Here is a 25,094-nt window from a genome sequence, read left to right on the forward strand (position 1 = left end):
TCAAGGTTTAATGTCTAACGTCTAAAGTTGCTTCGGGCGGGGAGTTACACCACAGCCCGAAGCAACTTTAGACGTTAGACATTAAACCTTGAACTTCCTCTTTAGTTACTGAAATCCACGTCCGGGCGGTCGGTTTTTCGGTCGTTGCGTTTGCGGCCATCCTGGGGTTTGCCTAGGGGTATTTGCAGGACAACTTTGTAGAAACGCACCTCGCGGCGGCTGGTCGTAGCCTGATAAGCAAGGGGTTGGTCGTAGATAGAAACGAACCGACGTGAGTTAAACACGTCGTTAATGATCAGCGAAACGCTGGCCCGGTTTTGCCAGAAACCTTTCCGCACCGCCGCATCCATACCGTTCACATCCTGCCGGTAGCCCTGCAACGACGCCACCCGGGCGTCGCGGTTGGCCGTCACCTGCGCTGAGATGTTGGCAGGGAATTTATACGTCAGGTTGATCTTGCCATTATACGTCCACGACGAGTTCTGCAACGTGGTGGAGGTAACGCTGAAATTGCGGGCGTTGACGTTGACAAAACCACTTAGATTACGCCCCAGCGCAAATTTCAGCGTCTGCTCCACGCCGTATTGAATCTCGTTGGTGATGTTCTGAAACGTGGTAATCAGCACTGTCGGGTCGGTGGGCGAGGGGCTGGTGATGGGCTTGATCGTGTGGTCTTCCAAGATGTAATAGGCCGTGGCGAGCCAGTTCATCTGCCCCCATGAGGTGCTGTAGTTTAGTTCGGCGGTGTTCACAAATTCAGGTTGAAGCTGCGGATTGCCGATGGTGACATTCTGCCGGTCGTTGGCCTGAATACCCGCAAAAATCTGCCGGAAACCCGGGCGACCCACCTTGCGGCTTAAGCTCAACCCGATTTCGCGGGTGGGACTGAGCGTTTTAGTGAGCGAGAACGACGGGAAAAACGCCTTGATCAGGTTCTCGCCGTTCTTGCCGGGGAAATAATAACCAAAGCTCGTGCCATCGAACCGCGACTGTCCGCTCAGGCTCGACTGCTCCAGCCGAAGGCCCGCCTGCATCCCGAATCCACGGCGTAATCGCTTGGTATACTGTACATAAACGGCATTGACGGTTTCGGTAATGGGGGCATTCTGCGAATAGTTGGTGAGCAGGTTATACGTCTGCGTGGCGTTGTCGAACTGATTGAAAAAATACCGCTGATCGCGCGCGAAGGTGAAGCTCCGCAAACCCACTTCCAGCTTCGACGAATCGCTCAGCGGGTGAACGTAATCGAGTTGGGCCAGGTATTGGTTGCCGGTGGTTTTGCCGTTGATCAGGTCGCGTTCGGGGTAGCCCGGCTGCGTCACGCCCGGTAAGGCACCGCCGTCGGTCAGGAACGAGGTGGTGTACCAGTCGGCGGCGTTGTTGATCTGGTTGTGGTTGAACGACGTGGTCAGGCTCAGTTCGCGAGCTTTCTGGGCGAAACTGTGCTTGTAATCGAACTCCAGACCAAGGTTGGTGAAGTTGTTTTGCGGCACCGTCTGGCGGTCGCCGTAGCCGGCCAGCGTGCGGCTGGCCGAATAGGTGTAATAGGGCTGGGTCGTAACTGTATTAAACGCGCCCGCCGCCAGCGTAGTAGCCACCGAAAATACGTTACGGGCGTTGGCCGTATACTCCGCCGCCAGCCGCCCGTTGTGAAACCGGTTGTCCAGATTGGTGAATGTATTTTGCTCAAAGTAATTCAGCGTGTTACCCGCCGCATCGCGGTTAATGCGCCGTACCGAGCCGGTAACGGGGTTTTGGGTGGCATTGAACGCATACAGGGCCGTCAGGTTCCAGGGGCCGCGCCGCCACTCCACATTGGCCGAGGCATCATAGCGGCTGTTGTTGCCCAGCCCCAGTGTGGCCAGCCCCGAATAGCCTGGTGCGCAGTTTTTCTTCAACACCAGGTTCACGATCCCGCCCGAGGTGGAGGCATCGTACCGGGCCGGCGGGTTGGTGATCACCTCGACCGTTTCGATCTGGTTGGCCGGAATCTGCGCCAGCGTCAGTTGGGTAGGTTTACCGTTGATGTAGATCGTGGTGGCCAGGTTGCGCAGGGTGGCGTTACCGCTTTCATCCACCGAAATAGACGGTACGTTTTTCAGCACGTTTTCGGCCGTACCGCCGATGGTGGTGAGGTTCTTGCCTACATCAAACGTGCGTTTTTCCATGCTCAGCGACACCGTGCCTTTCTCGGCCTTTACCTCTACTTCTTTCAGCTGCTTCGCGTCGGGCAGCACCGAAAGGGTTAGTTTAATGCTACGTTCGCTTTCGGTAACCGCCTTATCCTGAGACGTGTAGCCTACAAACGAAACCCGCAAAATCAGCGGACCGTCGGGTAGTTTATCCACCAAAAAATGACCCTTATCGTCGGTCTGGGCACCACCCACGAGGCTGTCTTTCTCGCTGACGTGCTGGTAGGCGGCCACCGTAGCAAAGGGCAGTGGCTGCCTGGTTGCCTCATCCATCACCTGCCCGCTGATTTTACCCGGTATGGTCTGGGCGAAGGCGGGAAGGGTGAATAGGACGGCGGTTACTAAAAGGATGAAGTGTTTCATGGGGAGTCACCCCACCCCCAGCCCCTCCCCTTAAACCAAGGGGAGGGGAGCCACCCTAGAGCAGCTTCGCCAAGCGGAGCCTACGCCAGAGTAGCCCCCCTCCCCTTGGTTTGAGGGGAGGGGCTGGGGGTGGGGTATTAATGGTGCAACTGATATTTCAGAGCCAAATTCACGATGCGGCCTTCCTGCGGTGCCCAGAGTGGCGCGAAGGAGGGGGTGCGTACGTCGCCGGAATAGACGGGGCCGCTGAGGTTGATCTGCTGGACGTTGAAGAGGTTTTCGGCGTTCAGGATGATGTGCAGCGGACCAAACATGCGCTCCACAGCCAAGGCCCAGAAATAATAATTCGGCACCGGCTGGTTGTTATACAGAAACTGATTCCCTACCCAGCTCGACTCGATACCCATCCGCCACTTGCCCTCGATGTCATAGGCTACCGTCAGCGAAAACTTGTCGCGGGGATTGAATGGTATGTACGTATCGGCACCCGTATCGACGCGGCGGGCTTCGGTGTGGTTGTAGCCCAGGTAGAGGGCCAGCGCGTCATATTCCATCCGCAAATACGTGTCGGTGCCGATGCTGCGGTAGTTGAACGGTGCATTTACCAGCCGGGTGGGCGGGTTAGACGCACTGCTAATGGGGTCTACAAACGCCACAACAGGGCTTTCTACCCGCGTGTAGAAAAACGCCTGATCGAGCTGTACCGAAAAATGTTCGCCGATGTTGCCCCGGTAAGCCACGTCCATATTCAGGCCCAGCGACCGTTCCGACTTCACGCTGGCATCCAGCGGCAGCAGGTAGCGGTAGCGGGTGCTGGCGCGTTGGTCGCCCGCCACCACGTTGGCAAAGGCGTTGGGCGTTTTGTAGCCCGTACCAATGCTCGTGCGGATCGTCCAGTGCTCACTGGGTTTGGTGAGGATAGACAGCCGGGGCAGGAAAAAGTCGCCAAATACGTTATGGTGGTCTAGTCGTAGGCCGCCCTGGAGCGTAATGCCCTTGCTGACAGCGTAATCGTCCTGCACAAACGCGCCGACGGTATTGTAGGTGAAATCGGTGAGCGGTGAGCCATCCGTGAAGCCTTTTGTGAACTGTTCGGTGGTCAGGTTCAGGCCCGTTACCATCGTGTGGGCACCATGCCGCAGGTAATCGCTGGCTTCGGCATAGCCCGAAAACTGACTGGCGTTGAACCGGAAACCCGCGTCGTTCTGCCTGCGGTCAAACGAACTGACGGTACCGCGCAGGGTCAGCGTGTGGTTTTCGCCGAAGGTATGGTCGTAGGTAAGGTCGCCGGTGTGGCGGAGTAGTTTGTTGGTCTGGTAATAGGCTCCGGTGCCGTCGGGAACGGTGCCGATGGCCGAAACAAAGCCGCCGTCGCGCTCTTCGGTCACCAGCGCATAACCCACGTTAACGCGGTTAGTGGTGTTGGGCGTATAGAACAGGCGCGGGTGAATGGTGAACTGCTCAATCACCGGCACGTCCGAGACGCCATCGCCGTTGACGTCTACAGCGGGCTGGTTGGTGTACCCGGCAAAGAGCGTAGCCCCAAACTTCTCGGTAAACTGCTTGCTCCCATACACGTTCAGGTTGCTTTCGCGCAGGGTGCTCCGGTTGGCTACCACGGTCAGTTCGGGTTTGGCACCGGGCCGCCGCGATACCAGGTTGATGAGGCCCCCAATGGCCCCGCCGCCGTAGAGCGTAGACGCTGACCCCTTCACGATTTCGACCTGTTTGAGGTCCAGCGGAGGGATTTGCAGTACGCCGAGGTTACCCGAAAAGCCTTCGTAGAGGGGCAGCCCGTCGCGCAGAATCTGGGTGTACTTGGGGTCGAGGCCCTGCATCCGGATGCCCTGGTTGTTGGTGGCCAGTGACGTACGCTGGATGTGGATGATGGAAATGTCGCCCAGGATGCTGCCCACGTTGCCGGGCACCACGGCGGCTTCTTCGTCCATGTCTTCCTGGCCCAGCACTTCTACTTTGATGGGCAAATCTTCAATGCGCGAATTGGTCCGCGTGGAGGTCACGGTTACTTCTTCCAGGATGTCTTCGGCGGTCACTAAACGCACTACAAGGGCCGAATCGGAGCTGCTGAGGGGGATGGTCAGGTTTATCTGACGGGTGGTGTAGCCTACCAGACTTACCTGCACCGTCTGCGGGCCATTGGGTAAACTAAGCTGGGCATTGCCCGCAAGATCGGTGGCGTTGCCCACTACGGGGGGCGTGGTCGTGCGGACGGTAACGCCCACCAGGGGTTGTTGCGTGAGGCTGTCGAGCACCTGAAATCTGACTGGCGACGACTGAGCAAAACCGACGATGGTTGACCCTGCGAAAAGACAAAGCGTGAAAAGTAATTGCTTGAGCATGACGGCTGATTGTATTCAACCGTAAAGCTACCGCCCGAATATGAAGTAAATCTGAACGGGAAAACATTTCGGGGAAGAGCAGCGAGCAAAGCGCCAAAAGCCCAGCGTGTAGACGAGCTACAGGGAGCGGTAAGCCTGTACGCTGTGCTTTTGGCGCTTTGCTCGCTGCTACAATACTTTCCAGACCTGAATAATCACGCCATTGGCGTTGCGGATACCGCGGGATACGAACACAGCTTTGGAGAGCCACTCGTATTTGCCGGGCGGGGCTTCGAACGTGGGAATGGCCCGGAAATAGTATTCTGAAGCGGGTACCTGTTCGTTGTTGGCTAACCGCTGGGCTACCTCCGGCGTGGCCACCCGAATTCCCTTATTATTAACGTAGATAAGGGTGCCGTCGTCGGTCTGGAGGGTATAGATGGCGTTTAGCTCAACCACCCCTTCTTTGTGGGCCATCTGCCAGTCGGCCCCGCCGCTGAGGATGGTGCCCTTCATGGTGGGGCCGCTAAACGTACCGCCTGTGATGGGAATTACACGCCGGATGCCGTTTGGCGTTTCGCCAATGACCAACGCCGGGGCGATGCTGACACGTAGTTCGAGCGCGAACTCCAGTTGAGGGGCTTCAGGAGCAGTCTGGGCCAACAGCCGGTTCGGCCTGACGCACAACAAGATGCACAAAAGCAGTCCTGCTTTGAGGAGAAGATATGGTTTCATACATGGGTTACGGTAGGTAAACGGCTGACAAAGTGAGGAAAAACACGCATAAAGCCTACCTATGCCTGTATAATTAGTAGATAGGCTATAAATCAGGCCAGTACCTCATTGATTATTGCCCCTTTGGTCAGAAAAACTCTTCTTATTTATTGAGATGAAGGTATATCTACCTGCCTGCTCTAAACCCATCACGCAACTCATAGCGTCACGCTGAAACAGTGCTGCCCATCGGCATAGCTGTACCTAATTTTCAGTCCGTATAGTTGCGCGATTTGCTGCACCAACGACAGGCCGAGGCCCGTAGACTCAGGGTGGGCGGGGTTTTTTACGAATCGTTCAAACAACTGATCCGGCGCAAAGGGTAGGGGCGGGGCGGTGTTTTGAATCATAAACTCGTCCGGCAACAGCCTGATCTGCACAGTGGTATAGGGCGCACTATGCCGGACCGCATTTTGGAGTAGGTTACTGAACAGGACCTCGGCCAGAAACGGGTTCATACGCTTCATTACGTCCGGCGTTTCAGTGTATGCCCAACCCAGATCGTGGTGTTCAGCAAAGTCGGCATAGACCGTTACCAGCCGCCCGATCAGTGTGCTGAGGTCCACCGGCTCGTCGGCAAATTGGTGGCTGTCGATACGGGTCAGTAACAACAGGCTTTTGTTGAGCCGTACCAGCCGCTCAAGGCCCTCCTGCGCCCGCCCGATGGTCTCGATCTGTTCCGCCGAAAGGGGTTCCGTGCCCAGCAGCCGGTCCAACTCGTGGCCCGCGATGGTAAGGGGTGTCTGCATCTCGTGGGCGGCATTGTCGGTAAACTGCCGTTGCGCCATAAACTGGCTGTGCAGGTTGCGGCTCATCTCATTAAGCGCACCGCTCAACTGCCTGAACTCGGTCACGTCACTGTCGGCAAAAGGGGCAACCGGCTGCCCGTTGGCCGGTTTTGGGTCCAGCCGGTAGGCGCGAAGCTGATCGGTGAGCTGGTAGAACGGTTGCCAGAGCCGCCGTAACAGCCAGCCGTTGAGCAGCAGCAGCAGTCCCAGCAGCACCACAAACGTGACGGTTACGCTTACCGACAGCAGTTGGATGATCTCATTGAATTCGCCCATAGGCTGACTGATCGTAACGCGGTATTGCCCTGTTGTGGCGGGTAACGTAGCCGTGATCCGTCGGATTGGTTCAAACTCCCGTTCGCGGGGGTCATAAGCCACGGTGTCGGTGAAGACAGGCTGGTTAGTGGCCGCCTGTGGCCCTGTTTCGGGCGTAATGGCCACGCGGATATTGTTGAGACTTTGTGCCGCGAAACCCGGCTTACCTGCCTGTTGCGTAACAAGCAGCAGATCAGTCCGCAACTGCTCGTCAACCTCCGTGCGAATGTTATCGCGAATCAGCCGCTGCAATACCCATACGCCGCCCACAGCCACCGGAACGGCCACCAACAGCAGGTAGATCAGCCACTTATGGAGAAGTTTCATGGGGAAAATGAGTTTAACGTTTGATGTCTAAGGTTTAACGTTGCTTCGCGCTCTGGGGGCTTCGCGCAATAGGCCCTTCGACAAGCTCAGGGTGACAACGACCTTGTCTCAAGTCAAGAAGTTGAATCCATTCCCTTGTCACCCTGAGCTTGTCGAAGGGCCTATTGCGCGAAGCCCCCAGAGCGCGAAGCCCCCAGAGCGCGAAGCCCCCAGAGCGCGAGGCAACGTTAAACCTTAGACATCAAACGTTAAACTTGTTTCTCACTAAACAGATACCCCACACCGTAGCGCGTTTTCAGGTAATCGGGGCAGCCTTTTTCGAGCAACTTTTTGCGCAGATTTTTGATGTGGGTGTACAGGAAATCGTGCGAATTAGCGAGGTCCATATGGTCGCCCCAGACGTATTCGGCAATGGCCGATTTGGTGAGCAGGCGGTTGGGATTAGCCGCGAAAAACAGCAGCAGTTGATACTCCTTTTCGGTCAGCACTACAGCCTGTGCAGCCACCGTAACCTGGTGCGTATGCGGGTTGATGGTGATGGCGCCGAACTGAATGAGCGTTTGCCCGGCAAAGAGCCGCCGCCGCAAAACCGACTTGATCCGGGCGTTGAGTTCGGGCAGATGAAATGGCTTGGTGAGGTAATCGTCGGCACCCAGTTCCAGCCCCATAAGCTTGTCGGGCAGCGAATCCTTCGCCGACACGATGATGATGCCCGCCCCGGACTGCTCTTTTTTCAACTGCCGCACCACGTCCAGACCACTACCGTCGGGCAAGCCAATATCGACCACTACGCAGTCGTAATCATGGTCATAGGCGGTAGTAAGCGCCTGACGTACAGTGGCCGCGACGGTTACGACATAGCCTTCTGCTTCCAGATACGGCTGCATGGTATTCCGCAGCAGCGGGTCGTCTTCAATCAGGAGGAGCTTCACGACTTATTTTTTTACCAGTACTCCGGCTTCGTCAAACAAAATGTCTTTGCCCGCTACTTCGGCTTCATACATTTTTTTGCCGCTGGCATCTACAATGATAGCGGCTTCGCTGATCTTTTTGCCCGGCATGTTTTTCGCCACGTAGGCACGAACGGCGGCGGGCAACTCGGCCACGGTGATGTCGGTTTCGGTTTCCTTCACCATCCCCTTCGCGTCTATTACCAGCGACATCGACTTGCCGCCGTTTTTGAAACTGGCTTCATAATCACCATCTTCCTTATCCCACTTCACGCCCGTAGCGGCAGGATAGGCCTTTTTCAAGGTTGCTTTTGCCGCTGGCGATTGGGCGAAAACACCGATTATGGAGGTGCCCAGCAGGATTGCCACGGCCAGGATAGTTTGTTTCATTGCCATAAGCTTGATTGTCTAACGGAGCGTTGCTCCGTTTTTTTGAAGTAACAAACGGAGCAACGCTCCGTTAGACAGGTCAAACCTACTGCCCAATTCTGATGCAGGTCTGTAGCCAATCACTTTGGCCGGATTAATTGCACCGGGCCATCATTATTCGTCACCAGAAACCAGTTGGCTGCACCCACGGGCAACGTAGCAATGGCCTTTGCGTCACCGTCGATGGCGAGTCCCGTTCGGGTGGGTGGCACCGCCTGGAACCGGTTGGCCGACGATCCTTTTTGGCCCCTATTCAGCAGCACCACCCCCCGACTCGCATCGTAGCGGCCAGTGTAGGTTTCGGGGCCGTAGAAATTACCCACCAAAATCAGGTCGGGGTAGCCATCGTGGTCAATGTCGGTGGGTTGGATGCCCATTACCGGCGACACCTGTGCGGCCACGGGCAGGGGATGCATGACCAGCTTGCCATCGCCCAGATTCTCCAGCCAGCAACTCTGCAACTCGTTCGCTTCCAGCTTGATAGCGCCCGCAAGCTCATCGTTGTCGAAGGCTTCAGCCACGGATTTGGCGGCGTAAGACTGGTACGTTGGAAACCGTTTGCGCGAGAGCGTGGTCATCTGCTCGTTCAGCGCATCGCGGATGCTGGCCATGTGTTCTTTACCCTGCAAGTAGTAGGTCAGCATGGGATCGGTTTTGCCGTTTTTGTCGAAATCAGCCCCGTAGACCCGCAACGGTTCCGTGGCCGACGCCTTAAACCGGCTGTTCAAACCGAGGTTACCCGCCACGTAATCCATGTCGCCGTCGTGGTCCAGATCCGCCGCCGCCAGCGATGACCAAAGCCCGGCAGCGAGGGGGGCGCTTGTGTCAGATTGCCTGGTGAAATGCCCTTTCTGGTTCCGAAACAAGGTTATGGGCATAAATTCACCGGCCAGCAACAGGTCGGGCCAGGTGTCGTTGTCCACGTCGGTGAAGAGGGCAGCGCAGGTCATGCCGACGAGCCGAAGGCCGGGCGCGAGTTGATCCGTAACGTCGGTGAAGTGGGGCGTCTGGCCTTTCTGCGAATCATTCCGTAACAGATAATTGGCGGGGGGGGTGGGGTAATCACCCACGCAAACGCGCCCACTGCGGAAGACGTCCAGATCACCGTCCTTGTCGAAATCACCCGCCACCACGCACCCACCCGACGAGCGCGTAACGGGCAACGCTCCTGGCGCCCGCGTGAAGTGCCCCGCCCCGTCGTTTAGGTACAGTCGGTCCTGGTAGGCCGCGTCACCGTCGGGATGGCCGCTACCACCGCTGACGACATAAAGGTCCTGATCACCGTCATTGTCGGCATCAAAAAAGGTGCAGCCCATGTCTTCCAGGGCGTTGGCTCCCTGAACGATTTCGGTAAACTGTCCGCCCGGTTTCTGAAGGTACACCTTGCGCGTCTGTCCCGGATCGGCCCCCACAAATACGTCGGCCAGTCCGTCGCCGTTTACGTCGCCCACGGCAATGGCTGGGCTATTGCGCGAGTACTGCTGCGGCAACATGGGCGTGTCCTGGAAGTCATTATAGACCGCTTCTACATGCCTGAACAGCAGGCCGTTACCGGTGGCATCGGCGGTGGTGAAGAGCGAAGCGGGCGTAGGACCCGGGTTATGAGTCGTTGCTGGCGTGCTGGGGTTATACGTGATGGTGTGGAGCTGGTCGGCGGGGAGATTGCCGAGATGCTGCTCGGTGCCGTTGGCCCAGCGGATGGTCACGTCGGCAACGGTCTGTTTGCCCATACCCACCAGCACTGTAGGATCAACCGACGACATATAACCCCGCACCGGATGGGCCTCTACAGACTGCATTTGCCCATTATTGCCTGAAACCAGCACCGTGGCCCCTAGTCCGTGAGCATCAGTAGGGAGGCGCAACCGCAGTGAATGATTGGTGCGTTCTGTAATCCCTTGGCCCGATATCTTGCGGTCCGACGTATTGCGGTCCGACGTATCGGTAGGTTGCCCGGTCTGGATGGTCTCGTTGCGATACAGCCCGGCAGGCGAATCCATATTATTAATTACCAGATCAAGATCACCGTCATTGTCGAAATCGGCGTAGGCGGCCCCGTTCGAGAAGTTGGCTTCGCCCAGACCCCACGCCTCTGATACGTCGGCGAAAACGGGTGGTGTGGCGGGGTCACCATTGGTATTGCGGAAGAAATAGTTGTGCAGCTTTACTTCGGGCAGGTCATAGAGTTTCTTCAGCGTTTCGCGTCGGATGTTCGCGTTTTTAATGCCGAACCCCTGAAACTGCTCGTTGAGGTACATCACGTAGTCCAGATTCGTAATGTCGCGGCGGTAGCCATTGGTAATAAACAGGTCTTTCCGCCCGTCGTTGTCGTAATCCTGCAACAGCGGTGCCCAACTCCAGTCCGTCCGAAACACGCCCGCAAGCTGACCTATTTCGGAAAATTGGCCTCCTGTGTTCAACTGTAACACGTTCCTGACATACTCATCCTGATAACCCTGCTGGCGGGCGAGACGGAAGTAGTCCCAGCTTGTTTTCATGAGCATCATCTTCTGCCGTTCGTTGGCGTCGGGCAGCATGTCGACAACCATCACATCGGGCAAGGCGTCGTTGTTAACATCCTGAATATCAACACCCATGCTGTTAAACGACGTGTGTTTGAACAGGCTGGCGGCCTCGTCGCGAAAGCCGGTGTGTTTGCCGTTTTCGTGCTGATTGATCCAGACCAGATCGTTGGAAACGAAGTCATTGGCGCAGTAAATATCCGGCCATCCGTCGCGGTTAATATCGGCAATGGTCAGCCCCAGCCCATAGCCTTCGGTGGTGATGCCTTCTTTGAGGGAGGAAGAGAGGAAGGGAGCGGTCCGCCGTTGCGGAGGGGAGGAAAGAAATACTGCGGTCTTCCCACCGTTCCGCAACGGCGGACCGCTCCCTTCCTCCCTTCTTTCCTTTCCTCCTTTATTTTCTAACAGCACATCATTACTCGGTCCGGTACCGTCGGTTTTTTTGGGGCGGATGGCGTTGCGGCCCTGCCGTTCGAGGGCGTTGCGCAGCACGTAGCAGTCCAGATCACCGTCGCGGTCGTAGTCGAAAAAAGCGGCCTGGGTGTTCATACCCGCCACGTCGAGGCCATAGGCGTGGGCCTCTTCGCGGAAGGTAGGTACGCCGCCCGGTTTACATTGTTGGTTGATAAACAAGAGGTTACGAAATTTGTCGGGGTTACTTTCCCACTTGTCAACCCCCGGCCCCGACACGCAAACGTAGATGTCGGGCCAGCCATCCTGGTTCACGTCGGCGATACTCACGCCCGTACACCATTTGTGGGTTTGTACGCGGGCGCGGTCGGTGACGTCCTCAAACGTGAAGGCGTTGTTGCCCGGCTTGATCCGGTTCAGATACAGCCGTGAGGTGACGTTGTTGGCGGCGAAGAATACGTCCTGAAGCCCGTCTTGGTTGAAATCGCCGATGCCCACACCCGCGCCGTTGTACATGGGGTCGTAGGTATGCGCGTTGAGCGAGTCGCTCTCAAACCGCTGCATCTCGTTATTAAACGCCATTCCCGACTCACCAATGCCGATCCGGGTAAAGCGGGCATCAGACGGAGTGTTGTTATGGCAGGCCACCAGGGTAAGGCCAATAAAGCAGAGGAAGGCGCGTAGGAACATGGTACTGACCAAAGACAAAAAGGGCGATTTTTGACCCTAGTAGCGAGTTGCTCCAGCGTCTTTTGTCATCTCAGCGCTTTTTGTCATCCCGACGTAGGAGGGATCCACTTTCCTCTAATCGAATTGTATATTAGGAAAGTAGATCCCTCCTACGTCGGGATGACAAAGAACGCCGGAGCAACTCGCTCACAAATCACGTTATCTTAGCGAAGAAATCTACTACTAGCATGGGACTCATCAAGCCGATTGGCACGCTCGAAAAGACCTTATCGAAGACCGGCATCGTGCGCCTTGCTGCTGACCATGCCAAACAGATCATCGACAGTGGGCAGTATGATTTGCTGAAAACCTACGTCGAAATGAAGCGGTATGAGGTTTATATCAAGACGATCATTGCCCAGCTGAAAAACCACAGCGTAGCCCAGGCGCAGGAGTTGCGGGCCATCACGCAGCAGCCCACCGTGGCACCCCTCGGCCCCGCTGCTGAGGCTGGTGAAAGCGGCGTTAGCGATTCGTTTGCCAACCTGCCCGTGCCCACCACTTCGGCCACCTCCCTCGATGACACCGACGATGACGGAGCCGATAACCCCATCGTGCGGCAAAACACCATCAACTACAACAGCGGCAGTGTTCAGATCACCAAACGCACCACCTACGATTTCACGCAGGATGCTGAATGGCAACGGCTTACCACCGAAATTGCCTCCCTGAAACTCCAGCTAAAACAGCGCGAAGAATACCTCAAAACCCAGGAAGACACCCCTGCCTTCACCCAGGAAAACGTGTCGGTGCGGTTGTAGGGATTTACGATGGACGACTTACGATGGACGATTTTTGCTGACGCCGGAGTAGACCTGCGCTGGCGTCAGCAAAAATCGTCCATCGTAAGTCGTCCATCGTAAATCCCTACAGGCTCTTCAAATAAGCGATGCTCTGCGGCACTTGCTGGGCGGCGGCCTGGCTTTCGTCTTCGATGTAGAGGTGTGTGATGCCCGATTTGTTGACGGCTTTCAGGACGGCGGGCCAGTCGAGTTGGCCGGTGCCGAGGACCACTGAGTTTTCGTTGGCGAGTTTGCCCTGATCGTTGCCTGGCACCCCCTTGCGGATGTCTTTGAGGTGCATGAGCCGGAACCGTTTCGGGTATTTGGCCAGCAAGGCGGCGGGGTTTTGGCCCGGCAAAAACGTCCAGGCAATGTCCATTTCAAAGGATACGTAGTCGGGGTTGGTCAGGCGCATTAGTTCGTCGTACATAGTTTCCCCAGTGGATGCTGCGGTGCCGTAGGGGGCAAACTCGTAGCCGTGGTTGTGGTAGCAGAACGTGATGCCCTGCTGCCGGGCCTGCTGACCAAAGGTGTTGAATACTGCCGCGGCCTTCCGCACCATCGTAGTGTCGAACGCACCTTCGTGCGGGATCCAGGCCACGCGCACAAACTGTACGCCCAGCGTCTTGGCGTTTTGCAGCACCTCGGCGGGCTTTTTCTGAATGTCGTCGTAGCTCACGCCGTAGCTGCTGCACTTGATACCCCGCGCATCAAGCCAGGTGCGGAACTCAGGGGCGGTCTTGCCAAAGAGGTTGGAAAGCTCCAGGTCGGTGATACCCAACTGCTTGATATGGTCGAGGGTGGCGGGTACGTCTTTGGCAAATTCATCGCGAAACGTGAAGGATACGATACCTGGATATCGACGGACGAGCTTACCAAACGGCTGGGCTGAAACGGCAAGCGTGTGAGCCAGAAAAAGGAGCAATACCAGTGAAAAGCGGAGCATGGTCAGGAGATTGTTTCACCCAAAAGAACCGCGAACCATGAACATACCCACTACCTGGAATTTGTACAGCAACTGATTGTATGACAACCTCTTATAGGGGTGAAGCAAAAGAAGTCAGGACATTTTGGCATAAGTATTCGTAGTCGGAATTGACTATTTCAAAGCAGAATCAGTTATATTGAATATACATTTGCTCAACACCTCTATGCTCTTTTCCGGCGTGTATAACTACTCTACCGACGCCCTCCTTTGGGACGATTTTCTGGCTGGAAATCAGGCTGCATACGCCTGTATGTATGAGCGTTATGCCAAGGTACTCTACAACTACGGCTACAAAATTGCCCAGAACCGGCAGCTTACCGAAGACTGTCTGCAGGACCTGTTTCTGAGTATTCTGGAGACGCGTAACCGCCTGGGGCGCACCGACTCCATCAAGTTCTACCTCATGCGGTCGCTCCGGCGCGAACTGGTCCGCCGCCTGCAGGCCGAGTCCCGTTTCGACGCCGACCCCGATACCATCGAGTTTCGGGTCGAGTTTCATTATGAACCCACCTGGCTCGATGCCCAGGTATCGGCCGATCAGTCGGCGGCGTTGCTCCGCGAACTGAACCACCTGCCTCCCCGCCAGAAGGAAGCCCTCTTCCTCAAGTATTTCGACAACCTCACCTACGAGGAAATTGCCGGGGTGATGGGTATCGAACAGTCGTCGGCCTACAAGGTGATCTACAAAGCCATCGCCGCTCTCCAAAAACGCGTCGACACGGGCGTGTTGCTGCTGTTGCTAATGGTGCAAGACTACTAACTGGCGTAGGTTTTTGGACAGGATTTGCAGGCTTTCGGCGGACGTCGCGCGGGATTAACGGGATTTTTTTATTGCTCTGAAGCAAGTTAGCAGAGCATGAAAAATCCCGTTAATCCCGCGCGACGTCCGCCGAAAGCCTGCAAATCCTGTCCAAAAACCTACGCCAGTCACCAGTCTATTGCTCTCCTCATTAACACAGAAAAACTTGCATTTGCGGGGGATAAAATTGAACGGTGATCTCTTCTGTGGGAAAGCACCGCTTCTATGCCCCACGATTTACCCACCAACTACGCTCAGTTTACCACCCGCGATTTCGTACTCGACGAGTCATTTCGGCGATGGGTGCTGCAACCCGACGAGGCTACGATGTCGTTCTGGCATACGTTCATGCTGCGGTATCCCGCTCAGCAGGCCCATATAGACGAAGCCGCCACCCTGTTGCTCCACCTGCGCACCAACTACGACGACCTCACCGAGGCGAGCTACGAGCGCATCTGGACCCTGCTTGAACAGGCGCACACTAGCCACTCCGACGACCAAACTGAATTGGACGTACCCGTTATGGCCTTGAACAGTCGCCGCAACTGGCCGAACTGGTTGAGTGGCTGGCGCGTAGCTGTCTCAGCCGTGGGTTTACTGGGCCTATTGGCTACGGGCTGGTACTGGCGTGAACAACAGCACAAACACGTAGCGCACACCACCTTCGGCGAAACCACGACGATTACCCTGCCCGACGGGTCGACGGTGCAGCTTAATGGCAACTCAACCCTGACCTACCGCGACGATTGGGCCGAGGGGCAGGCCCGCGAGGTGTGGCTCGAGGGGGAAGGCTTCTTTATTGTGACGAAAAAGGCCGTTTCGGGCCAGGGCCATGCGGGTGTACCCCGGAACGCCGTACCGGTCAAGTTTACGACCCATACCCCCGGCCTCGACGTGCAGGTGCTGGGTACGCAGTTTAACGTAAACACCCGTCGCGGGCAGACCGACGTGACGTTGGTGGAAGGCAAGGTAAAGCTTATCCGGCCCAACAATGCCCAGGCTAACGTGCTGGAAATGAGACCTGGACAGGTCGCTACGGCCCGGCCGGGCATTGAGGCCGTGGCCCTGCAAAAAGCGGATCCTCAGCCACGTACCGCCTGGACGCAACAGCAATACATTTTTGAGAAAACGCCCCTGCGCGACATTGCCCAGCAACTAAGCGATGCGCAGGGCCTGACGCTGGTCTTCGGCGACGATGCCCTTGCCGACCGCCGGTTTACGGGCAACCTGTCGAGCGAAAACCTGGAAACGCTTCTGACTACCCTGGCCGCCACGTTCGACCTGACGGTTGAGCGCGATAGCAACACCGTGTATTTAAGAAAAAGTAAATAAAGTACGTCCCTGCCGGGGGAGTAGCCCGGCGCAGAAAACCCAACACAAACGTTATTAACAACCAAAACCATGAAGAATCAGTACATAGCTGTTTCGGCGGTGGTAGTAGGGCTGAGCCTTTATTCGCTGCCACAGTTGGCGGCCGCTCAGTTGCTCTCCTGGGCCGAAACGCCCGTCCGCCACGAGATGCAGGCGTATGATACCCGCCCCGCCAAAACACGGTCGCTGAAAAAGGCCCTGACCGAGGTGGAGCGGAAGTATCGCGTCAATTTTGCCTACGACGATCAGCTTATCGAAGGCCGCACGGCCGCCATTGAACTGACCGGCAATGCGCTGGAACAAACCCTCGACAACCTGCTGAGTGGACAGGGGCTGCGGTTCCAGAAAATCAAAGAAAACCTGTTTGTCATTTCGGCAGCATCACCGGCTAAAGCGGCACCGGCCCCTTTAGCCAACCCCGCCACGGGCCGTCTCGACGTGGCGGCGCAGGCTCCGGAAGCCGTCGTGAAGCGGATTACGGGACAGGTGACTGACGAGAACAACCAGGCCCTGCCCGGCGTCAACGTGATTGAAAAAGGCACCAACACTGGCGCCACGACCGATGCCAACGGTGTCTACCAGATCAACGTGAGCGACGGCGCTACGGTGCTGACATTCAGTAGCGTAGGTTACATAAAGCAGGAGGTAATCATTGGCAACCAGAGCGTAATAAACGTGAAGATGGCCGTTGATAACCGCACGCTGGACGAAGTGGTTGTGGTGTCGTATGGTACGCAGAAGAAGGCAAACCTGACCGAGGCCGTGAGCATCGTAAACGTGGCCGAAGCGCAGAAAGTACAGGCTGCCTCGGTGGTCGACCAGATTCAGGGCCGGGCGTCGGGTGTGACTATCGCTTCTACGGGCGGTGCACCAGGCTCAACGCCGAGTATTCGTATTCGTGGCTCAAGCACGTTTAACACAAACCAAGACCCGATTTACGTTATTGACGGGGTGATTATTGGCAGTTCAAGCGCCGACTATAATCCCAGCAACATCGAAACGCTGACGATCCTGAAAGATGCCGCTGCTACGGCTCTCTATGGTTCACGTGGCATGAACGGAGCGGTGATTATTACTACCAAACGAGGTAAGGCAGGTAAGCCGCTAATTGAGTACAACGGCTATTATGGGGTGCAGGAAATTGCCAAACGTTTGCCTCTGGCTGGCCGCGACCTGTACATTAAAACCTGGACAGACGCCTACCGCAACGGCGGATTACCAGTGCCGGACTTCGGCGCGGGCAACTACAATACCGACTGGCAGGCAGCCCTGATCAAGCCGGGTGCTATCACTGATCATAATCTGGCTATTTCGGGTGGTACGGATAATGGTGCCAACAAATCGAACTACCGGATTTCGGCGGGCTATTTCTATCAGGATGGTACCATTGTGGGGCCAAACTTCAAGCGGTATTCCACCCAGATTAATTCGGGTGCCACGCGGGGTAATTTCAGCTTCGGCGAGTCGCTCTACCTGGCTTATCTCGATAATAGAAACGTGAATGGGCAGCCCTTTGACAACGTCATCCGGATGTCGCCGACTATTCCGGTATATGATCCCAATAACCTGAGTGGGTATGGCTTTGGTAATGCCAACAACGCTACGTTTGGCACCAATCCTATTGGACAGCAGCTAAAGGACGATAACACCACCCAACAATACAAAATGCTGGGTAACGTGTTTGGGCAGTACCAGATTTTGCCGTGGTTGAACTACCGCCTCAGCCTGAGCCTGGACTTTTCGTACTTCCAGAACAGCTATTTTGCCCGCCCTGGCGCACTAAGTTACAATAGCCCCAACACGCCCTACGGCATTCTGGATACGTCAAACGACCGGTACTTCAACACCATTGTGGAGAATACGCTGAATGCGGCCAAGAGTTTTGGTAAGCACAACCTGTCTGGTTTGCTGGGCTATACTACGCAACGCAACAACCGCACCAACCTCTACGCGCACACAGAAGGCATCACCGGCGATTTTAAGCAGCAGAACGCGGGTACACTTAACCCTCGTACGGGTGGCTTTGAGGAAACAACGGGTCTGGTGTCTTACCTGGCGCGGGTGGACTACAACTATGATGGCAAGTACCTGATTCAGGGGAACATACGCCGCGATGCGTCGTCGGTGTTTCCCAAAAGCAATCAGGTAGCCTATTTTCCGTCGGTGTCTGTGGGCTGGAACATCAGCCGGGAGAGCTTCATGCAGGAGGTTCCGGCCATTGCTGACCTGAAAATCAGGGCTAGCTACGGTACAGTAGGAAATCAGGCCATTGCCCCGTATCGGCTCGACCCGACCATTGCGCCTAACCTCAACTATGTGCTGGGTGGTGGCGATCAGATTGTGGCGGGTGCCGCCAATACGCAGTTGCAGAACGCTAACCTGAAATGGGAAAGCAAAGAGACCGCCGACGTGGGTATCGACGCCAGCTTCCTGAATGGAAAGCTGCAACTGACCACCGATTATTTCCGGTCATTGTCTAAAAACCTGTTGTTTCAGGTGCCCCTACCCATTTCGGCGGGCAACGCCGGTGCCAACCCGTATGACAACATTGGCTCTATTGAAAACAAAGGATTTGAGCTGAGCCTGACCTATCGCGATAAGAAAGGCGATTTTGGCTATAGCATCAACGGACAGTTAACCAGTATTCGCAACAAGGCGCTGGTGTTAGTGCCAGCCAACGGCAACCAGCCTATCTATGGCTATGGCAACTTCCTCCGCACGGAGGCGGGTGGTCCGCTGGCCGCTTTTTATGTGCTGCGACAGAACGGTATTTTCCAGACTAAAGAAGAGATTGCCGCTGGTCCGAAGCAACCTAACGTTAGCCCCGGCGACGTGCGCTACGTAGATTCTAACGGCGACGGGCAGATCAACAATGACGACCGGCAGGTAATAGGAACGCCCTATCCCAAGCTGGAATATGGAGCTAACATCGGGCTGACGTACAAGAACTTCGACTTTACGATGTACTTCCAGGGCGTGTCGGGCAATCTGCTCTTCAACCGCAGCCTGAACTGGACCAATCGCTTCGACGACGTGCAGAACGTACGCACCGACGTGACCTACTGGACTGGTCCCGGCACGTCGGTCACTACGCCCAAGCCCATCAAAGGCGATCCTACGCTGAACCCGGCTTTCAACTCAGACCGGTGGGTAGAAAGCGGTGCCTATGGCCGCATTCGGACCATGCAACTGGGCTACAACCTGCCTGGTACGCTGCTAAGCCGGTTTAAGCTGACCACCGCCCGCGTATACGTAAACGCCCAAAACCTGCTGACTATCACCAAATATTCGGGCTACAACCCCGACGTGGTGGGTAATGCAGGCCAGGCTGACCTCTACAACCGGGGCGTCGACCAGGGCAATTACCCGGTGGCCCGTGTGATTAGCGGGGGAGTGCAGTTTGGTTTTTAATAGTAAGTCAACACGACAAATTTCGTACGACCATGAATAAGAAAACACTGGTATTGACCAGCCTATTAACCGGGGGTATCCTGTTTAGCTGTAGCGAAAGCAAACTGCTGGATCAGGTGAACCCCAACCAGTCGTCGGCTTCGACGTTCTGGAAAAACCAGAATGACGCCCTCACAGGGCTGAATGCCGCCTACAGCGGCGTACAAGACCGCCGTTGGTCGCTCTGGACGCTGTTTTTGACCGACATGCCGTCAGATGAAGGTTATAGCCAAAGTCCCTGGACAGACCTGTCTAATCTGGGTAAGTTCATCATTACGGACTACAACCTGCCCATGAACTTCGAATCGTTTCAGGCGGCGTATCAGGGGCTGTACCGGGTGCATCAGGTGCTGGAAAACGTACCTAACATCAAGATGGACGCGGCCCTGCAGAAGCGCATTCTGGCCGAGGCCAAGGTGATCCGGGCCTATTACTACTACAGCATGGCCAACATCTGGGGCAACGTGCCGCTGGTGCTGAATTCGCAGGGGCTGGGCGACCGACCCAAGCAGGCTACGCAGGCGCAGGTATTTGAGCAGGTGATCAAAGATGCCACCGAAGCCGCCGCTGATCTGCCCGAAGCCTACACGGGAGTAGACGTGGGGCGGTTCCACAAGTACAGTGCCATTGCGCTGATCGGGAAAGCATACATGCAGCAGCGCAAATGGACCGAAGCCGCCGCGGCACTGAAGCAGATTGTCGACGTAACGCCTGCGCGGTTTGACTTGATGCCCAACTGGCAGGACAACTTTACCACGGCGGCAGAGAACAACAAGGAGTCGATCATGGAGATTCAGTACCACGAAGAAAACCGCCTCGGCTTCCCCAACTACGACGTGGCCGGTGGCTCTGAATCGTGGGAGCGGGCGCAGTTTTTCGGCCTCCGTAACACGCCCGGTTTCAGCGGCGGCGGCTGGTGCGACGGTCAACCCACGAAGTGGCTGGAACTGGAATTTTTGAAAGAGAAAGACAAAGCCGGCAATCAGGACCCCCGTATGGATTACACCCTCTTCTGGGCGGGTAGTAAATTGAAGCCCTATGGAAAAACATACGACGAATTTACCCAAACTGCCAACGGTAAAGATTTTGTACCGGGTCGGGATAGGTTCTGGATCAAGTACACGAACTACTACAAAGCCAACGATAGCTACTTTTCGGGCATCAACAACCGGGTTATTCGTTTGGCCGACATTTACCTGCTCTATGCCGAAGCCCTGAACGAACTGGGCCAAACGCCCGCCGCCATTCCCTTTGCCAACAAGGTACGGGCGCGGGTAAACATGACCCCGCTGGCCCTCACGCTGAGCCAAACGGCTTTTCGTGATCAACTGCGCCATGACCGCGTGGTGGAACTGGCCGGGGAATCGCAACGGTACTGGGACATGAAGCGCTATGGTATTGTAGGCCCCGAAATAGCGGGCTCGGAAACGAAACCCGCCAACGAAGCCAATACTGATACTGAATTCAAGACGTTCGTGAAAGGCAAAAGTGAGTTCTACCCGCTGCCCCTTTACGAAACCGACGCCAACCCCAACCTGAAGCAAAACCCAGGCTGGTAAGAGAGTCTAAAGTCCAATGTTTAAGGTCCAATGTTGCTCCGCCTGCTTCTACTGGCGGAGCAACATTGGACCTTAAACATTGGACTTTAGACCTTTAACCCCCTTTATCCTGCTCAACTATGAAAAACACGCTTTTCTTCCTCGTCCTGCTGGTTCAACTGGGGTGCAAATTGGGAACACCGAACAGCAGTCCGACGCCCACGCCCGTGGTGGTGACCGATACGGCAACCACGTTCAAAAACCCGCTGCTCACCGTTGGCCCTGATCCCTGGGTAGTCTACAGCGATGGGTTTTACTACGTCATGCACACCACCGGTAGCGACCTGCGGATTTATAAGACGGCCAAAATGAGCTTGTTGGGTTCGTCAACGTACAAATCGGTCTGGTCGCCGCCCGCCACACCCGCCACGCGTGACGTGTGGGCACCGGAGCTACACCGGATCAACAACCGATGGTACATCTACTACTCTGCGGTGGTGGCGCCGCGTGTGAATCACAGGATCTGGGTGCTCGAAAACGAATCGCCCGACCCGATGGCGGGTACGTGGGTGCCGCGCGGACAAGTGCAGCTACCCGACGATAGCTGGGCGATTGATGGTACGTCGGTGGTGATCAATGGGCAGCAGTATTTCGCCTGGTCGGGCTGGGAAAACGAGACGACTGATAAAACGCAGAACATCTACCTCTGCGCCATGAAAGACCCCCTGACGCCCACCGGACCCCGCATCCGCCTGTCGCAGCCTACCCTCGACTGGGAGAAAAACGGCTTCCCCGTCAACGAGGGACCGGAGTTTCTGGTCCACAATGACAAGACATTTCTGATCTATTCGGGCAGTTTCTGCGGCACCGACTACTATGCGCTGGGGCAGCTAACGGCCTCATCAACCGCCGATCTGACCAACGCGGCTTCGTGGAAAAAAACACCCACGCCCGTCTTCGGACCCAGCATGGCCAATGGAGTATATGGCCTGGGCCACAACGGCTTTTTCACCACCCCCGACGGCAAGCAAAACTGGATTCTGTACCACGCCAACCCGCAAGCCGGGCAGGGCTGCGGCGATCAGCGGTCCATTCGAATGCAGCCATTTACCTACAACCCCGACGGCACACCTAATTTCGGGCAACCCGTGCCTATCACGCAGTTGCTAAAACGGCCTTCGGGCGAGTAGATGACCAGCTGGTCAGTTGTGGTTTGTAGTCAATGGCTGTCTACTGTTTCGCTGCCAACTGACTCACCCACCGCCGGCGGGGCAACGCCCGGCTCTATGAACATTTGCCTGATGTCGGGCATCTCCGTACGCAGCGTGTTTGAAATCCGGTGGATAGCGTGGCTGATTAAATCGGCGGTGAGGGCCGGGTCAAAGGCCACACGCTGCATCAGCACGATTTCGTTGGGCGACATGTAGATCGTATGCAGAAACAGCACCGACGTCACAGCCGCATCGGCTTCGGTCAGGTCAACAAGCCGGTTTTTGGTCATTTCGTCTACGCCCTCGCCCATGAGCAGGCTCTTGCTTTCCCGCGCCAGCACCACCGAAATACCAACCAGCAACAACCCAATCAGGATAGAGGCGATGCCATCGAAATAGGGATTGTCGAATACCTGTCCCAGCACCACACCCGCCAGCGCGATGAGTAGTCCCAGCACGTCGGCGGCGTCTTCAAACAGCACCGTAAAGGTGGCGGGGTCTTTGCTGTCGATCACCGCCTGCCAGAAGGGCTGCTTACCACGTTGCGTGTTGAAAGCCGTTAGCGCGGTGTAGAGCGAGTAGCCGTCCAGCACCAGTGCCACCCCCAGCACAACGTAGTTCCAGATCGGATTTTCGACCTGCTCCGGATGCTGCAGATGGGTGACTCCCTCATAAAGCGATACACCCCCGCCCACCGCAAAAATGAGTAGCGCCACGATGTAGGACCAGAAAAACAACTCGCGCCCATAGCCGAAAGGACGTTTGGCGTCGGCTGGTTTCTGGCTCCGGTAGATTCCCAGCAGCAGCAGCAATTCATTGCCCGAATCGACCAGCGAATGAATGCCTTCCGAGATCATCGCCGAGCTGCCGGTGATGCTGGCGGCTACAAATTTGGTGGCCGCAATACCCAGGTTGGCGAAGAGGGCAGTGTAGATAGGACCTTTGGCAATAGACATCGTGCGGAGAACAGAAAGAGTATATGTTGCGCTATAAAGCCGGACAGACACCAAATGGTTAGAATAGCCTACCGAACAACAGCCCCCGATTTGATGGCTACCGCCGAGCCATCGGCCAGAAAAACCGAATGTGGTGCCTGCTCGAAAAACGGCGCAAACAGGGGCCCGTATAGTTTGGGAACGTCGCAGTTAACGTCGTAGTCCGTGACGGGGTAGATGGTCCATTGTGGATGCACCACTTCATACTCCGACGTGCGGCCCGGTCCCCGCCCGGTGTAGCCCCAGTAATGTTCGGTGATGAATGCCTCCTCCGTGCCCGGCACCAGCGCATGACCTTCGCGGTTGGCCGTGATCCGGATGTGGTTCCAGTTGCTGCCTACTTTCCATTCATAGCCAATGCGCTGACTATCAGCGTCTACTGATTCGCTGTGCCGCATGGGGTGGGTGGCGTAAGGTTCACCGTACAACGTTCTGGCTACTACCACAATAGCCCGTTTGGGTACAATCTCTTTCACAAAAACAACGCCTCGTTTCCAGCCCGTGTCGGTTTTGCGGCGCACATAGAACCGCAAATTGAATTCTTCGAATTCGGTGTGCAACGGCACCGCCACCCGGCCAAACATGCGCACTTTCTGAAAATAAAACCCGACCAGGCTACCGTAGCAAACGCCCTCAAACTCATCAAGCTCGGTACCATAAGGCACTAGTGGTTCCAGCACCCGACGGTCAATGGCATAATTGGCAAAAATGAGATTGCGCCATTCGGCAGTCAGAAACGTAATAGTCATGTGATAGTAACGACGCCGGCGGGGGATGGTTTTAGCTGCCCGCATCAAACGCACCTGGACTACAAGTTGCTCTTAGGTCGGTTTACTTTAATGCCAAACTTGTGACTCGGTTAGGGCAAATAACTTTTTGTAGAGGGCCGTCAGCCCGTACGTACCCAGTTGACCATAATCGACAATGCGTTTTATCTGACCATTAGCGTAGTTAATTGTAGTGGTACTGGTAGCATGATCTGTTGCTCTTATTTCATAGTTATCGTTAAGATGTGCAAAATCAATATAGTTTACTAGATCATGAATTTCCTTGAGTTTGACAGCATCTAGGGTTGTCTTAAATTTTCCCTCTTTTTTTGAATAATACGATGCGTCATAGTAGGCTGATCTATCCTGATTTATAATCAATTTAAACGTTGGACAGCTTCCTAAACAACCGGTAGCTTGATAAGTAATCGACCTAATATCCTGCTTCGATGGGTTGGGATTATATTCAATAAAATTATCGAACTTATATATCAGATTTTTAGACTCCACATTCTCAAGTGTATCATTATCAATCCAGTTTCTCTCTCGTAGACCAACATAATTTAAGTAAGTTGCTGAGTCCTTTTTTACAACAAACGGAAAAGAGCATTCTCTATATTTTCTTGTCAGTCGCTCTACAGAATAGCCCTTCTCGCCAAAATCCAGTATACAGTAGATATGGTGTCCATACCAATTACTGGTAATCAGCAAATCAGTATATCCGTTGCCATCTACATCCACTTTTTCGTAGGGCTTCACTTTCAATGAGTCTGCAAGGCGTTGGCATTTTTGTTTCTCGAATATTAACGATGTATTGACTTTAAATTGGGTATACTTGTCCTGATAACCAGTATAAGTTCGCTTAAATAGATCAACAACCTGTGCCGCATTCGTAATGCCATCAATTGGAATTGAAACAGTGTTTTCAGTTTGCGCATGTGTCGCATTTGCAAAGGCTACTATGAAGATGATAGCTGATAAATAACGGTTCATGTAGCGTGTAGTTGGTAGGAAGATAGATTTGTGTTAAAGGCTGGATCAATTTGTGGCTGAC

General features: G+C 55.4%; 17 protein-coding genes. 6 read left to right on the top strand and 11 right to left on the bottom strand.

Translation table 11 applies throughout. The annotated features are described in order from the left end of the window. Positions 1 to 101: 101 nt before the first annotated feature. The 7 genes from J2I47_RS18665 to J2I47_RS18695 form a co-directional block, all read right to left on the bottom strand. Positions 102 to 2,555: a TonB-dependent receptor gene (locus tag J2I47_RS18665; RefSeq protein WP_207366121.1), complete on the bottom strand. Its 2,454-nt coding sequence runs from the start codon at positions 2,553 to 2,555 to the stop codon at positions 102 to 104. A 137-nt stretch (positions 2,556 to 2,692) separates the two neighbouring features. Then, positions 2,693 to 4,915: a TonB-dependent receptor gene (locus tag J2I47_RS18670; RefSeq protein ID WP_207366122.1), complete on the bottom strand. Its 2,223-nt coding sequence runs from the start codon at positions 4,913 to 4,915 to the stop codon at positions 2,693 to 2,695. Between the two features lie 168 nt (positions 4,916 to 5,083). Further along, complete coding sequence (locus tag J2I47_RS18675) at positions 5,084 to 5,629, bottom strand: DUF3237 domain-containing protein (RefSeq protein ID WP_207366123.1); 546 nt, start codon at positions 5,627 to 5,629, stop codon at positions 5,084 to 5,086. A gap of 197 nt (positions 5,630 to 5,826) precedes the next feature. Continuing rightward, the gene (locus J2I47_RS18680; RefSeq protein ID WP_207366124.1) at positions 5,827 to 7,098 is read right to left on the bottom strand and encodes a sensor histidine kinase; all 1,272 of its coding nucleotides are present in this window, start codon (positions 7,096 to 7,098) and stop codon (positions 5,827 to 5,829) included. A gap of 248 nt (positions 7,099 to 7,346) precedes the next feature. Then, positions 7,347 to 8,030 (bottom strand): response regulator transcription factor, encoded by a 684-nt coding sequence (locus J2I47_RS18685; RefSeq protein ID WP_207366125.1) that lies wholly within the window; start codon positions 8,028 to 8,030, stop codon positions 7,347 to 7,349. A 3-nt stretch (positions 8,031 to 8,033) separates the two neighbouring features. Next, on the bottom strand, positions 8,034 to 8,438 hold the full coding sequence (locus tag J2I47_RS18690; RefSeq protein ID WP_207366126.1) for a PepSY-like domain-containing protein: 405 nt from the start codon (positions 8,436 to 8,438) through the stop codon (positions 8,034 to 8,036). A gap of 119 nt (positions 8,439 to 8,557) precedes the next feature. Continuing rightward, complete coding sequence (locus J2I47_RS18695; RefSeq protein ID WP_207366127.1) at positions 8,558 to 12,100, bottom strand: VCBS repeat-containing protein; 3,543 nt, start codon at positions 12,098 to 12,100, stop codon at positions 8,558 to 8,560. A 227-nt stretch (positions 12,101 to 12,327) separates the two neighbouring features. On the opposite strand from J2I47_RS18695, the gene J2I47_RS18700 reads away from it, so the two are divergent. After that, complete coding sequence (locus J2I47_RS18700; protein WP_207366128.1) at positions 12,328 to 12,900, top strand: hypothetical protein; 573 nt, start codon at positions 12,328 to 12,330, stop codon at positions 12,898 to 12,900. Between the two features lie 106 nt (positions 12,901 to 13,006). On the opposite strand, the gene J2I47_RS18705 is transcribed toward J2I47_RS18700, so the two are convergent. Beyond that, the gene (locus J2I47_RS18705) at positions 13,007 to 13,867 is read right to left on the bottom strand and encodes a sugar phosphate isomerase/epimerase family protein (RefSeq protein ID WP_207366129.1); all 861 of its coding nucleotides are present in this window, start codon (positions 13,865 to 13,867) and stop codon (positions 13,007 to 13,009) included. A gap of 205 nt (positions 13,868 to 14,072) precedes the next feature. On the opposite strand from J2I47_RS18705, the gene J2I47_RS18710 reads away from it, so the two are divergent. The 5 genes from J2I47_RS18710 to J2I47_RS18730 all read left to right on the top strand — a co-directional run bounded on the left by J2I47_RS18710 (position 14,073) and on the right by J2I47_RS18730 (position 22,257). Then, complete coding sequence (locus J2I47_RS18710) at positions 14,073 to 14,669, top strand: RNA polymerase sigma factor (protein ID WP_207366130.1); 597 nt, start codon at positions 14,073 to 14,075, stop codon at positions 14,667 to 14,669. Positions 14,670 to 14,933: 264 nt separating this feature from the next. Further along, the gene (locus tag J2I47_RS18715) at positions 14,934 to 16,040 is read left to right on the top strand and encodes a FecR family protein (RefSeq protein ID WP_207366131.1); all 1,107 of its coding nucleotides are present in this window, start codon (positions 14,934 to 14,936) and stop codon (positions 16,038 to 16,040) included. Between the two features lie 69 nt (positions 16,041 to 16,109). Continuing rightward, entirely contained in the window at positions 16,110 to 19,490 is a 3,381-nt protein-coding gene (locus J2I47_RS18720; protein WP_207366132.1) for a SusC/RagA family TonB-linked outer membrane protein, read from the top strand. A 32-nt stretch (positions 19,491 to 19,522) separates the two neighbouring features. After that, positions 19,523 to 21,088, top strand: a complete 1,566-nt coding sequence (locus tag J2I47_RS18725) for a RagB/SusD family nutrient uptake outer membrane protein (RefSeq protein ID WP_207366133.1) — start codon at positions 19,523 to 19,525, stop codon at positions 21,086 to 21,088. A 119-nt stretch (positions 21,089 to 21,207) separates the two neighbouring features. Continuing rightward, on the top strand, positions 21,208 to 22,257 hold the full coding sequence (locus J2I47_RS18730; protein WP_207366134.1) for a glycoside hydrolase family 43 protein: 1,050 nt from the start codon (positions 21,208 to 21,210) through the stop codon (positions 22,255 to 22,257). 29 nt (positions 22,258 to 22,286) lie between these two features. Here the strand turns inward: J2I47_RS18730 and J2I47_RS18735 are convergent, their stop codons facing one another. The 3 genes from J2I47_RS18735 to J2I47_RS18745 form a co-directional block, all read right to left on the bottom strand. Continuing rightward, positions 22,287 to 23,234 carry a cation diffusion facilitator family transporter gene (locus tag J2I47_RS18735; protein WP_207366135.1) on the bottom strand — a complete coding sequence of 316 codons (948 nt, stop codon included), beginning with the start codon at positions 23,232 to 23,234 and terminating at the stop codon, positions 22,287 to 22,289. Between the two features lie 68 nt (positions 23,235 to 23,302). After that, on the bottom strand, positions 23,303 to 24,022 hold the full coding sequence (locus tag J2I47_RS18740; protein ID WP_207366136.1) for a YqjF family protein: 720 nt from the start codon (positions 24,020 to 24,022) through the stop codon (positions 23,303 to 23,305). Positions 24,023 to 24,109: 87 nt separating this feature from the next. After that, a complete protein-coding gene (locus J2I47_RS18745) occupies positions 24,110 to 25,033 on the bottom strand; it encodes a DUF6438 domain-containing protein (RefSeq protein WP_207366137.1) in 924 nt (307 codons plus the stop codon). Positions 25,034 to 25,094: the final 61 nt, after the last annotated feature.

Origin of the sequence: Fibrella rubiginis, from assembly GCF_017353185.1 — a bacterium.
GTDB lineage: Bacteria > Bacteroidota > Bacteroidia > Cytophagales > Spirosomataceae > Fibrella > Fibrella rubiginis.

Coding starts and splice junctions, on each gene's coding strand:
- J2I47_RS18665 (WP_207366121.1), bottom strand. CDS start 2,555: ATGAAACACTTCATCCTTTTAGTAACCGCCGTCCTATTCACCCTTCCC.
- J2I47_RS18670 (WP_207366122.1), bottom strand. CDS start 4,915: ATGCTCAAGCAATTACTTTTCACGCTTTGTCTTTTCGCAGGGTCAACC.
- J2I47_RS18675 (WP_207366123.1), bottom strand. CDS start 5,629: ATGAAACCATATCTTCTCCTCAAAGCAGGACTGCTTTTGTGCATCTTG.
- J2I47_RS18680 (WP_207366124.1), bottom strand. CDS start 7,098: ATGAAACTTCTCCATAAGTGGCTGATCTACCTGCTGTTGGTGGCCGTT.
- J2I47_RS18690 (WP_207366126.1), bottom strand. CDS start 8,438: ATGAAACAAACTATCCTGGCCGTGGCAATCCTGCTGGGCACCTCCATA.
- J2I47_RS18695 (WP_207366127.1), bottom strand. CDS start 12,100: ATGTTCCTACGCGCCTTCCTCTGCTTTATTGGCCTTACCCTGGTGGCC.
- J2I47_RS18700 (WP_207366128.1), top strand. CDS start 12,328: ATGGGACTCATCAAGCCGATTGGCACGCTCGAAAAGACCTTATCGAAG.
- J2I47_RS18705 (WP_207366129.1), bottom strand. CDS start 13,867: ATGCTCCGCTTTTCACTGGTATTGCTCCTTTTTCTGGCTCACACGCTT.
- J2I47_RS18710 (WP_207366130.1), top strand. CDS start 14,073: ATGCTCTTTTCCGGCGTGTATAACTACTCTACCGACGCCCTCCTTTGG.
- J2I47_RS18715 (WP_207366131.1), top strand. CDS start 14,934: ATGCCCCACGATTTACCCACCAACTACGCTCAGTTTACCACCCGCGAT.
- J2I47_RS18720 (WP_207366132.1), top strand. CDS start 16,110: ATGAAGAATCAGTACATAGCTGTTTCGGCGGTGGTAGTAGGGCTGAGC.
- J2I47_RS18725 (WP_207366133.1), top strand. CDS start 19,523: ATGAATAAGAAAACACTGGTATTGACCAGCCTATTAACCGGGGGTATC.
- J2I47_RS18730 (WP_207366134.1), top strand. CDS start 21,208: ATGAAAAACACGCTTTTCTTCCTCGTCCTGCTGGTTCAACTGGGGTGC.
- J2I47_RS18735 (WP_207366135.1), bottom strand. CDS start 23,234: ATGTCTATTGCCAAAGGTCCTATCTACACTGCCCTCTTCGCCAACCTG.
- J2I47_RS18740 (WP_207366136.1), bottom strand. CDS start 24,022: ATGACTATTACGTTTCTGACTGCCGAATGGCGCAATCTCATTTTTGCC.
- J2I47_RS18745 (WP_207366137.1), bottom strand. CDS start 25,033: ATGAACCGTTATTTATCAGCTATCATCTTCATAGTAGCCTTTGCAAAT.